Source organism: Hydrotalea sp. AMD (genome assembly GCF_004100315.1).
Taxonomy (GTDB): domain Bacteria; phylum Bacteroidota; class Bacteroidia; order Chitinophagales; family Chitinophagaceae; genus Hydrotalea; species Hydrotalea flava.
This window is the reverse complement of sequence record NZ_SCKY01000008.1, coordinates 142,524-155,693: the sequence shown is the minus strand read 5'-3', so window position 1 is coordinate 155,693 and position 13,170 is coordinate 142,524. Positions and strand designations below refer to the sequence as shown.

The following is a 13,170-nucleotide window of genomic DNA, read 5'->3' as shown; positions in this document are numbered from 1 at the left end:
CCAAATAGCATGAGAAAATTGTATGGCTTTTTACCATTGCTGGCAGGTATGTTTTTTGCCACGCAGTTAAGTGCACAAAAAAACGTTAAGAAAAATGTAGTGCAACAGGATAATACCGATTCTGTTTATTTTTCTGCGTTGAAATTCAGAGAAATAGGGCCTTTCAGAGGGGGCAGGAGCGCAGCAGTAACAGGTAGTTTTGCCCATAAAACTACTTTCTATTTTGGTGCTACCGGTGGCGGTGTATGGAAAACAACCGACGGTGGCAGTAACTGGAAAAATATTACCGATAAATATTTTGGTGGAAGTATTGGCGCAGTGGCTGTGGCGCCAAGCGATGAATCCATTTTATATGTGGGTGAAGGCGAAAATTCATTACGTGGCAATGTATCAGAAGGGATGGGTGGTATGTGGCGCAGCGATGATGGCGGACGAAGCTGGAAAAATATTGGCCTGAAAGATGGTCGTCATATCATCCGGATTATTATTGATCCAAAAGATCCGAATACTGTATGGGCTGCTGTAATGGGCCATACATTTGGTCCTAATGAAGAACGGGGCGTATATAAAACTACCAATGGAGGTAAAACCTGGAAACGCGTATTGTATGTCAATAATTTGACTGCCTGTTCTGATTTAGTGATGGAGCCGGGTAACCCCAATGTATTGTATGCAGGTATGTGGCACGTTGAAAGAACACCGTATAGCATGATAAGTGGCGGCGAGGGCAGTGGCTTGTACAAAAGTAAAGATGGTGGAGAAACCTGGGTGAATTTAACCAGCAAAAAAGGATTACCGAAAGGTGTTTGGGGTATTGTTGGCGTTGCAGTAGCACCATCTAATACTGATAAAATTTATGCCATTATTGAAAATGCAAAAGGCGGTCTTTTTGTAAGTAATGATGGTGGGGAAACCTGGAGCTTACAAAGTGGCGATAATAATATTCGCCAACGGGCATGGTATTATTCCAAAGTGTTTATTGATCCTAAAAATGAAAATTTAGTTTATGTATTGAATGTGGAAATGATGCGTAGCCGTGATGGTGGTAAAACTTTTCAGGCAGTGAATACGCCACACAGCGATCACCACGATTTATGGATTGATCCCGAAGATGGCAATCGTATGATTGTTGCAGATGATGGTGGGGCGCAGGTTTCATTCAATGGTGGACAAACCTGGAGTTCACTTATGAACCAGCCTACTGCACAAATTTATCGGGTATCTACCGATAATTCTTTCCCCTACAGAATATTAGGAGCGCAACAAGATAATACTACATTGAGAATTAAAAGCCGAACCAACGGCCCGGGCATTGGAGAAGCAGATTGGCAACCCACGGCAGGTGCTGAAAGCGGTTATGTGGTAGCCGACCCGCTTAATCCCGATATTGTTTACGGAGGTAACTATGGCGGCTATCTTTCCCGTTTAGATCATCGTACCGGCGAAAACAGGGCCATTAATGTATGGCCCGATAATCCCATGGGTTCCGGAGCCGATGTGTTGAAATATCGCTTTCAATGGAATTTTCCTATTTTCTTTTCTCCTACCAATCCTAAAAAATTATATGCCGCAGGTAACCATTTATTTGTAACCGAGAATGAAGGCCGGAGTTGGCAAATGATTAGCCCCGATTTAACTACTAATGATAAATCGAAGCAGGCTTCAAGCGGCGGCCCCATTACCCAGGATAATACCTCGGTTGAATATTATTGTACCATTTTTACTGCTGCAGAGTCGGCTTTAGAACCTGATGTGTTATGGGCAGGAAGCGATGACGGATTAATACATGTAAGTAAGGATGGTGGTAAAAACTGGCAAAATGTTACCCCACCCGATGCCGGTAAATGGATGATGTGGAACTGTGTAGAAACCGATGCTAAACAAAAAGGGAAAGCCTATTTTGCAGGAACCAAATATAAAATGGATGATTATACGCCTTATTTGTATAAAACGGAAGATTATGGTAAAACCTGGAAACGCATCACCAATGGCATACCGTTAAATTATTTTACTCGTTGCATTCGCACCGATAAACAAAGGCCGGGTTTATTATATGCAGGTACTGAATATGGTTTGTTTATTAGTTATAACGATGGTGAAAGCTGGCACCCTTTTCAACTAAATTTACCCAAAGTTCCGGTTACTGATTTAACGATTAAAGACAATGATTTAATTGTGGCTACACAAGGCCGTGGTTTTTGGGTATTAGATGATTTGGGTTTGTTGCAACAAAAAGATGCAGCTGCATTACAACAACCGATACATGTATTTTCTGTTTCAGACGCTTATCGTTATGCAAGTGGCGGCCGGTTTAGAAGAAGTTTTACTACCCACAACAGCAATATAGGAGCAAATCCACCTAACGGCGTGGTATTTAGGTATTATCTTAAAAATGCCTCTGATACTTCAAAGGTAACTATTACCATTTTTGATAAACAGGGCAAACCCATTGAAACCTATGGTACCAAAAAATTACCGGTTGAAGTAAATGAGGGTATGAATGAATTTGTATGGGATATGAATTATCCCGGCGGTAAAAAAATTGATAACATGATTTTATGGAATGGTACCATTGGTAATGTAAAAGCTGCGCCGGGAAGATATACCGCGAAATTTAAATTCCTGAAAGATTCAGTGGAAGTGCCTTTTACTATTAAGGGGATACCCGATCAGCACATGAGTCAGGAAGATTATGATGCACAGGTAAACTTTTTATTGCAGATAAAAGATAAGTTTAATGAAGTGCAAATGGCAATAGTACATGTTCGTGAATTACGTGAACAAATAAATGGGTTTGTTGAAAGATTAGATACCGCAAAATCAAAATCTTTAAAAACGGTTACTGACAGCATCAATAAAAGGCTAACAAAAATTGAAGAAGCATTGTATCAAACCAAAGCGAAAAGCAGTCAGGATGTGTTAAATTACCCTATTCGCATTAATGATAAACTGGCCGGTTTGTTTAATGTGGTTGCCAGCGGATACACTGCGCCGAGCCAACAATCGAAAGAAGTGTATGCCGATTTAAGAGTACAGGCCGATCAACAGTTACTATTATTAGATGATATTTTGAAAAAAGATATACCTGCATTAAATGCGTTGATTAATAAAGAACAGTTGCCGGTAATAGGAATTAAAGAAAATGATTCATATCTGCAGTAGCAGATGGTGCATGAATAGTTGCCACACATGCCTTACTTTTATTAAGGGATGTGTGGTTTTTTGTGATGATTTATGATGAAATGTTGATGGGATACGGGATGGAAGCGGTAGCCCGCAACGCAGTGAGGACAACAAGCGAACAGCCCGAACAGTAGCCGAGTAGGCATTTCAGTTTAAAGCCCCCTCATTCTAAAACAAGAGATAAAGCGACAATCAGAAAACTTTAATTTTACAGTATTATTGAGTCACCAATTGAAACTAAAATGAACCAGCACTTAGCAGCTTTATCAGGGCAACTAACCGGCGAATTGTACTATGATACCACTATGCGTACTTTGTATGCTACCGATGCATCGGCCTATCGTGAAATGCCTTTGGCTGTCGCTATTCCCAAAAATGTAGCGGATATCAAAAAACTAATTGCATTTTCTTTGCAACACAACACTTCATTAATACCTCGTACCGCAGGCACATCGTTGGCGGGCCAGGTAGTTGGCAATGGTATTGTTGTAGATGTATCTAAATACTTTACAAAAATAATTGAAGTAAATGCTACTGAAAAATGGGTACGTGTTCAGCCAGGTGTTATTAGAGATGATTTAAATGTGTTTTTGAAGCCTTATGGATTGTTGTTTGGTCCTGAAACATCTACCGCAAATCGTGCCATGATTGGAGGAATGGTGGGCAACAACTCTTGTGGCTCTAATTCTGTGGTGTACAGAAGTACAAGAGAACATGTTATTGAAATAAAAGCTATTTTAAGCGATGGAACCGAGGCTGTGTTTGGTGAAACAGATATCGATAATTTTCACGCAAAATGCGAATTAAATACTTTAGAAGGAGCCATTTATAAAAATATTCGGCATTTATTGAGTAATGTTGATAATAGGATAGAGATAGAAAAAGAATTTCCTAAAAAATCTGTTGAACGGCGAAATACCGGTTATGCCATTGATTTGTTGATGCAAACTGCGCCATTTATGGCAGGCGGTCCAGATTTTAATTTTTGTACCCTCATTGCCGGCTCAGAAGGCACGCTGGCATTTATAACCGAAATTAAATTAAATCTGGTACCATTACCTCCTAAAGAAACAGGTTTGTTGTGTGTGCACTTTAATACCATTCATGAATCATTATTAGCGAATTTAATTGCTTTGCAATTTGGCCCTACTGCCAGTGAACTGATTGACCATTATATTTTAGAGTGCACCAAAGGCAATATTGAGCAGCAAAAAAACCGCTTTTTTGTGCAGGGCGATCCTGGTGCTATATTGGTAGTTGAATTTAAAAAAGATACTCGCGAAGCAATAATGGCCATTGCAAAAGAAGTAGAACTGGCTATGCGTGAAAAGGGTTTGGGCTATCATTTTCCTTTGTTGTTTGGAAATGACACTAAAAAAATATGGAACCTGCGAAAAGCCGGATTGGGGTTATTAGGTAATATGCCTGGCGATAATAAAGCCGTTCCCGTTATTGAAGATACTGCGGTTGATGTAAATGATTTACCTGTATATATTGAGGAGTTTAATGCCATATTGAAGAAGTACGATTTATATGCCGTGCACTATGCCCATGCAGGCTCTGGCGAATTGCACCTGCGGCCCATTATTAATTTAAAAACGGAAGAAGGGAATGCTTTGTTTAGAATCATTGCAACAGAAGTAGCTGCATTGGTAAAAAAATACAATGGCTCTTTAAGTGGCGAACATGGCGATGGTAGATTACGCGGCGAATTTATTCCGCAAATGATTGGTGCAAAAAATTATACGTTACTGCAGCAAATAAAAAATAGTTGGGATCCGCACCATATTTTCAACCCGGGAAAAATTGTAGATACTCCCCCTATGAACAGTATGTTGCGGTACACGCCGGGGCAAAAAGATCCGAATGTTGCAACGGTATTTCGTTGGAATAACCAAACCATTTTACAACATGCCGAACAATGCAATGGTTCAGGAGATTGTAGAAAAACACACTTATCTGGCGGAACCATGTGCCCTTCTTTTATGGCTACCCGTAATGAAAAAGATACTACCCGTGCCAGAGCTAATATATTACGTGAGTTTTTAACCCACTCAACTGCAATAAATAAGTTTAACCACAAAGAAATCTATGAAGTAATGGATTTGTGTTTAAGCTGCAAAGGGTGCAAATCTGAGTGCCCATCGAATGTTGATGTGGCTAAACTTAAAGCAGAGTTTTTACAGCAATATTATAATGCAAATGGGGTTCCGTTAAGATCTAAATTAATTGCCCATTTTAATACTATAGCAAAATTAGGTTCTGTTTGGCCTGGTTTGTATAATGCATTAGTTACAAATGCATTTACCGGAAGCCTTATTAAGAAAATGGCAGGTTTTGCAACAAAACGCTCCATGCCTAAACTTTCTTCAATTACCGTGCAGCAATGGATGAATAAACGAAAAAAACAATTATTTGCTGGGAACAATCAAAAAATTGTGTATTTATTTTGCGATGAATTTACCAATTATAATGATGCTGAAATTGGTATTGCTGCAATTCAATTATTAGAAAAGTTGGGCTATACAGTTTTAATACCCAAGCATGTGGAAAGTGGAAGGGCAATGTTATCAAAAGGCTTGTTGCTTGAAGCAAAAAAAATTGCACATCAAAATATTGATTTATTAAGTGCTGTTGTAACAAATGATACACCTTTAATTGGTGTTGAGCCTTCTGCCATATTAACGTTTAGAGATGAATATATTGACTTGGTGGATGATGCCCATTGGGAAGCCGCTAAACAATTGGCTAAAAATGTTTGGTATATCGATGAATTTTTAGCTCGAGAAATTAGAAATGGCAATATCTCTTCCGCATCTTTTACGAAGGAGCAAAAAAATATTCAATTGCACGGCCACTGCCAGCAAAAAGCATTAACTAATTTGAATGATTCTGTTCAGGTGCTTTCTCTTCCTGAAAATTATACGGTGAATACGATTCCATCCGGTTGCTGCGGTATGGCCGGCTCGTTTGGATATGAAAAAGAACATTATGATTTATCCATGCAAATTGGTAGTTTGGTTTTATTTCCTGCAGTTGAAAAAGCAGATACGATTACTGAAATTGCTGCTCCCGGTACCAGTTGCAGACACCAGATAAAAGATGGAACCGGTAAAAAAGCCAAACATACCGTTGAAATTTTATTGGAAGCATTGGTTTAAATAATGATTGTAATGAACTGCCAAACGTATTTTTTATGAGTATACAACATGCCTATAATCAATGGGCAGAACAATATGATTTCAACGATAATAAAACCCGCGATGCCGAAGCAGAGGTTCTGCGTAAATTGTTAAGCCCAATTACATTTAATGCCTGTTTAGAAATTGGTTGCGGTACAGGTAAAAATACGCAATGGTTGTACACAAAAGCATCTACGTTAATGGGTGTTGATTTTTCAGAAGCTATGTTACAACAAGCCCGAAATAAAATACAAGATCCCAATGTACAGTTTGTACAAGCGAATATTTTAGAACCTTGGTATTTTGTACAGCAGACGGTTGATATAGTTGTGTTCAGCCTGATATTAGAACATATTGAAGATATAGCTGCCATTTTTAAAAAAGCTGCCAATACTTTACAACCCGGTGGATATGTGTATGTGGGCGAATTACATCCCTTTAAACAATATACAGGTTCAAAAGCAAGATATATCAATGAGGATGGTTTGCAAGTGTTAACTTGTTATGTGCATCATGTTGCTGATTTTATCAATGCAGGTATTTCATGTGGTTTTGAAGTGAAACAAGCGTATGAATATTTTGATGAAGGAGATGCGAATACTGTTCCCCGTATTCTCGCTATTTTATTTCAACTCAAATAAAAACAGAATAAAAATCATACGCTATTGTTATAAAGCGATAAAAATACCATACCGCCTTTTATTTTAACCATTGATAACAATGGCGTATCATTAAAAATTAGACAATGGTAACTTTCCTACATGAATTTAATCGGCAATATTATCTGGCTCATTTTTGGTGGCTTTTTGGCTGCTTTAGGCTATTTTTTGGGCGGCATTGTATTATGTGTTACCATCATCGGTATTCCTTGGGGTTTGCAATGTTTTAAAATTGCAGGTATAGTATTGGCCCCATTTGGGAAAAAGGTGGTTAGCAATTCCGCCCATCAGGGCTGCTTTTCGGTTTTCTGTAATATAATATGGTTGCTTTCAGGTGGTCTGGTAACTTGTATCATGCATGTTGTAATAGGCGCTTTATTGTTTGTAACCATTGTTGGAATTCCCTGGGGTAGGCAGCATTTTAAATTAGTGGAATTATCATTAATGCCTTTTGGGAAAAAAATAGTAGATGCTTAAAAAACAGGGTAAGCAGTGATCTGGTAATGGCTAATTGTTGAATGTCAAAAATTCTTCTGTTTTTTTGTTGCATCTGCATTATCAGTCTATTTTGTTCTAATTTGCTGTTTGAATCATTTCATTTGTTCAGCAAATTGGTAAAATCATGTTTTCGTACTTCCGTTCTTTTGGTATTTGTATTATTTTGCTTGTATTGCTTGCTATACTTCCTGTGCCATCAAAATCGCAACAACATCTAAATATTGATGAGGGTTGGAAATTCCACTTTGGTAATGCAGCAGACCCATCTAAAGATTTTAATTATGGCGTAGCCAATATTTTTGCTAAAACAGGTGGCGCTTATGGTACTGCTATTGATCCTAAGTTTAAAGATAGTGCCTGGCGTTCTCTCAACCTTCCCCACGATTGGGCTGTGGAGTTGCCTTTTGCACAGGTTGATAATTTTGATGTAGAATCGCACGGGTATAAACCAGTAGGTGGATTATTTCCGGCCACCAGTATTGGCTGGTATCGCAAACATTTTACGGTATTGGCTGCCGACTCAGGCATGCGTTTTCAATTGCAATTGGATGGTATTTTTCGCAAGGCCAGTATTTGGGTGAATGGCATTTTCGTGGGCACCAATATGAGTGGGTATGTTGGTGTTGATTATGATATCTCTGATTTCTTAAAATTTAATGCTGACAATGTTATTGTAGTACGGGTTGATGCAACACAATATGAAGGCTGGTTTTATGAAGGTGCCGGTATTTACAGGCATGTTTGGCTCAATAAAATGAATCCGCTTCATTTTGCTGCCAATGGTGTTTACATACATTCGGCAGTAGCAGCAAATAAAGCAATCGTTTTTGTAAATGCCACCATCAGCAATGAAACTATGGCGCAAAAAAATGCCGTAGTATATACCTATTTATCAGAACGAAATGGAAAACTGGTGGCACTGTCGGCTAAACAAACCATTTCTATTACGGCGGGTGGCACTTCTGTAATACAGCAATCCATTCCCGTTATACATCCGCATTTGTGGTCTATTGATGATCCGTATTTATACCGGGTAACCACAATCATTCAATCCGGCAATGTAATGATCGATTCTGTTACATATCGTGTTGGTATAAGAACGATTCGTTTTGATGCGGAAAAAGGATTTTTTCTCAATGGTGTTAATATTAAAATTCATGGAACCAATAACCATCAAGATCATGCCGGCTTAGGCAGTGCACTGCCCGATGCCATGCAATATTATCGTATCCGTTTATTGAAAGATATGGGCGCTAATGCATACAGAACCAGTCACAATGCACCAACCCCCGAATTGTTAGATGCTTGTGATAGCTTGGGAATGTTGGTATTGGATGAACAACGTTTACTCAATAGCAGCCCGGAATATATGCATCAGTTTGAAACGTTGATAAAAAGAGACCGTAACCATCCTTCGGTTTTCCTATGGTCAATCGGGAATGAAGAAGGCTGGATTCAAACTACCGATGTTGGTAAACGCATGGCATCTACATTATTGGCAAAACAAAAAGCACTTGATCCTTCCAGAACCAGTACTTATGCCGCCGATTTGGGCAATGTATTTCATGGTGTAGATGAAGTAATTCCTATCCGGGGATTTAATTATCGCCAATTTGCTGTGGCCGATTATCATAAAGACCATCCTACACAACCTGTTATTGGTACTGAAATGGGTAGTACCGTTACCACAAGAGGTGAATATGCTGTTGATAGTATTAGGGGTTATTTACCCGATGAAGATATCACAGCACCTTGGTGGGCAAGTACAGCAGAAACCTGGTGGAAGCTGGCAGCCGAAGCACCTTATTGGATGGGCGGATTTGTTTGGACCGGATTCGATTATCGGGGAGAGCCTACTCCTTTCCGTTGGCCCAATATTAATTCGCATTTTGGGGTAATGGATGTGTGCGGCTTTCCTAAAAACATTTATTACTATTATCAAAGCTGGTGGACTGATAAAGATGTATTGCATATTGCACCACATTGGAACTGGATGGGCAAAACAGGAACGCCTATTGATGTGTGGGTATATTCAAATGCTGATGATGTAGAGTTGTTTTTAAATGGTAAAAGCCTTGGCAAAAAAACAATGCCGCGCAATGGGCATTTACAATGGTCGGTACCCTATCACCCGGGTACCTTATCTGCTATTGCTCATAAAGCAGGCAGGGTTTTAAAAACAGCCATTGAAACTACAGGTGTACCTGCCGAAGTAGTGCTATCGCCTTCTTCAACAACTATTTTGGCCGATGGTAAATCCGTGGCCGTTATGAATGTTTCATTAGTAGATAAAGAAGGAAGAGAAGTGCCCAATACCGATAATATGATTCGTTTTTCTGTTACCGGTGATGCCAAGATTATTGGTGTTGGAAATGGCGATCCCAGCAGTCATGAACCTGATCAATGTATGGATGGTGCCTGGCAACGTAGTGCCTTTAATGGAAAGTGTCAGTTTATTGTACAGGCCGGGAAAGTACCCGGAATGATAAAAGTAGAAGCAACAGCTGCTGGTTTATGGCCGGGTTCTACTGAAATAATAACGGTTCCACCAACAAGCTTACAAAATAACCACATTGATCCAAAATATACTTTATCTGCTACGGAAAGCCAACCACGTAATTCGGGTAAAATGATTGGTGCCGATATTTCTTTTCTTCCACAATTAGACGCTGCCGGTAAAAAATTTTACGATGGTAATACTGAAAAAGATGCCATACAAATTTTAAAAGATCATGGTTTCAATTATATCCGATTACGCATTTTTAATGACCCAGCAACCGATAGTGGTTATGCTCCCGGAAAAGGGTTTTGCGATTTGGCTTATACTTTGCAAATGGCTCAACGCATTAAGGCCGCAGGCATGCAATGGCTACTCGATTTTCATTACAGCGATACCTGGGCCGATCCCGGTAAACAATTTATGCCTGCAGGCTGGCGCCATTTGAATTTTCAGGAATTGAAAGCTGCTGTGTATCAATATACCCGGCAAGTGTTACTGGCTTTAAAAAAACAGGGCACACTACCCAATATGGTTCAGGTAGGTAATGAAATTAATCATGGTATACTTTGGCCGGCGGGCAGTATACAACACCCGGATAGTTTGGCACAATTGCTCAATGCAGGAATTGCAGCGGTAAAGTCGATTGACCCTGAAATGTTAATAATGCTACATATTGCTTTGGGCGGACAAAATGATGAATCAGTTTTCTTTCTCAATAATATGTTGGCCCGAGGGGTTCATTTTGATGTAATTGGATTGTCATATTATCCTAAATGGCATGGCAGTTTAGATGATTTAAGGAATAATTTAACCGATTTGGTACAGCGGTATGGAAAAGATGTTGTGGTAGTAGAATATTCTGCCCGAAAAGAAGCGGTGAACAATATTGTGTTCCATTTACCTAATGGAAAAGGGAAAGGTACTTTTATTTGGGAACCATTGAATACCTGGGAAGCTTTGTTTGATAAGGAAGGTCACTCCAATCAATATTTACTTTTGTATGATACATTGCACAATTTGTATTTAATGAAGCATTAAAAAAGTGTGCAATAACTTTTTTTTGAAATAAATGTTGCTTAATTCATCATCAATTACATGAACCAATCACTCTGGATATTAATGATTGCATGGCTGCTCTTTGCCACCATACATAGTCTTACTGCGTCATTGCAGTTTAAGCGTATCATGCAAAAGTGCATGAGACAATGGTTTCCATATTATCGCCTGTTGTATGCGCTGTTTGCATTATTCAGTATGAGTGGTATTTTGTATTATCAGTTTCATATACCTGCTAAACCTATTGCATTGCATCAATACATAAGTTATACTTTTGGAATGTTAATGGGTGTTGCAGGCTTGACGTTAATGAGCATCACCATCCGTAAATATTTTTTTTATCTCAGTGGTATTGATGTGTTTTGGAAGAAAAAAAAGGAAGCACATTTAGATACTACGGGTATTCATCAATTTGTACGCCATCCCTTGTACTTAGGAACACTCTTGTTTGTTTGGGCATGGTTTCTGTTTTCACCATTGGTAACTAACTTAATCACTTGTATCATGATTAGCTTGTATATTTGGATTGGAATGTATTTTGAAGAAAAAAAATTAGTACAGGAATTTGGTGCTGAATATATTTCCTATCAGCAACGTGTTCCCATGATTATCCCCTTTTTATAAAAACAATTTTCCTATGCATGAATCTTGGGCGTATTTACCAACATGCATTTAAAGGTATATCAAAGCAACTCAATGATTTCATTTAGGCAAAAGGTGTATCAATACTATGTGCAGGTTTAGAAAACCAGTGTGGCCCGTCTTCCGCTATATACGCACAATCTTCTAATCGCAAACCCATTTCGCCGGGTACAACAATGGTAGGCTCTACACTGAAACACATGCCCACCTGTATGGGTTGTTGATTACCATTTACCATATTGCCCCATTCGTGTCCATCCATGCCAATGCCATGTCCGGTTCTGTGCGGACAACCGGGTAATTGATATCCCGGCCCAAAACCGGCATCTATTAAAACTTTACGTGCAGCATGGTCTACCTTTTCGCATGGCTGCCCAATTTGTGCAGCCGCAAAACCTGCCGCCTGTGCTTTCTTCTCTAAATCCCAGATAGTACGTTGTCTTTGTGTGGGCGGTGCAGCAAATACAATGGTACGGGTAATATCAGATGTATAACCTTCAACTAAGCAACCACAGTCCATCAATAAAATATCCCCTTTCTTTAAATGCTGCGGTTGTATGCTGCCATGTGGCAAAGCAGAGGCGGGCCCAATTGTAACCAAAGCGCCATCTGAAGATGCACCCATTTTGCGCTGTGCCTGGCCAATAATGGCGGAAATATCATTGTTCGACATGCCTTCTTTAACATTGGCTGCTGCAAACTGTATGGCTGCAAGGGTAATGTCATTCGCTTTTTGAAGCAAGGCAATTTCTGCAGGTGATTTAATGAGCCGGCATGGAATGCTGATTGGGTCACCACTAATAAAGTTCATATTCGGTGCGGCTTTTCGTAGACCATCCAATATAAAAAACCGCAAACGTTCTTCCATGCCAATACTACCACCGGTAATGCCTTTCTGTTGCAATACCGCAACTATTTTTTCATAAGGGCTTTCATCTTCTTGCCATATATGTACACCCTGACCAATGGTAATTAATTCTTTCAATCGGTCTGCTTCAAAAGCAGGGCTCACATAAGTCACTTCCCCTTTTACAGGAATAATGGCTACCATGGTTCTTTCACTGGGCCACCAGCGTATTCCTGTAAAATAATTTAATGAGGTACCTGCATCTAAAATCAATGCCTGTATTTGGTTGCTTGCCATGAGTTGTTGTGCCTTGGCAATTCTTTGTTGTCTTTCGGCAACGGTAATGGGTTTTACATTTCCCGTCATATTGTGTAACTGACTCCAATCGGGGTCATTGTATTCAGTTTTTTTAGTAAAGGCAATAATGCCCGAAAAAAATGAAACGGAAGCAGCACTTCCAGCTGAGTATTTTAAAAATTTTCTGCGTTCTATGCTCATCTTGATGCGTTGAATAGTGAAGGAATTATTTTGCTATACACAACTTAAAGTTATTAAAACAGAACTGTCTTATGAATATAATGTATTGTATTTGTAAAAAACGGT

The 13,170-nt window shown here is 39.3% G+C and carries 7 protein-coding genes; 6 read left to right on the top strand and 1 reads right to left on the bottom strand.

The features are described from left to right. The first annotated feature begins 9 nt into the window (after positions 1 to 9). The 6 genes from EO766_RS07950 (at position 10) to EO766_RS07925 (ending at position 11,702) form a co-directional block, all read left to right on the top strand. Positions 10 to 3,162 carry a WD40/YVTN/BNR-like repeat-containing protein gene (locus EO766_RS07950; protein ID WP_218331087.1) on the top strand — a complete coding sequence of 1,051 codons (3,153 nt, stop codon included), beginning with the start codon at positions 10 to 12 and terminating at the stop codon, positions 3,160 to 3,162. Between the two features lie 263 nt (positions 3,163 to 3,425). After that, entirely contained in the window at positions 3,426 to 6,344 is a 2,919-nt protein-coding gene (locus EO766_RS07945; protein ID WP_074419508.1) for an FAD-binding and (Fe-S)-binding domain-containing protein, read from the top strand. A 35-nt stretch (positions 6,345 to 6,379) separates the two neighbouring features. Continuing rightward, a complete protein-coding gene (locus EO766_RS07940; protein WP_074419509.1) occupies positions 6,380 to 7,006 on the top strand; it encodes a class I SAM-dependent methyltransferase in 627 nt (208 codons plus the stop codon). A gap of 120 nt (positions 7,007 to 7,126) precedes the next feature. Next, on the top strand, positions 7,127 to 7,501 hold the full coding sequence (locus EO766_RS07935) for a YccF domain-containing protein (protein WP_074419510.1): 375 nt from the start codon (positions 7,127 to 7,129) through the stop codon (positions 7,499 to 7,501). A 145-nt stretch (positions 7,502 to 7,646) separates the two neighbouring features. Continuing rightward, positions 7,647 to 11,060, top strand: a complete 3,414-nt coding sequence (gene galA / locus EO766_RS07930) for a beta-galactosidase GalA (protein ID WP_074419511.1) — start codon at positions 7,647 to 7,649, stop codon at positions 11,058 to 11,060. Positions 11,061 to 11,117: 57 nt separating this feature from the next. Beyond that, positions 11,118 to 11,702 (top strand): methyltransferase family protein, encoded by a 585-nt coding sequence (locus tag EO766_RS07925; RefSeq protein ID WP_074419512.1) that lies wholly within the window; start codon positions 11,118 to 11,120, stop codon positions 11,700 to 11,702. 82 nt (positions 11,703 to 11,784) lie between these two features. On the opposite strand, the gene EO766_RS07920 is transcribed toward EO766_RS07925, so the two are convergent. Then, positions 11,785 to 13,065, bottom strand: a complete 1,281-nt coding sequence (locus EO766_RS07920) for a M24 family metallopeptidase (protein ID WP_081298687.1) — start codon at positions 13,063 to 13,065, stop codon at positions 11,785 to 11,787. Positions 13,066 to 13,170 lie beyond the last annotated feature (105 nt).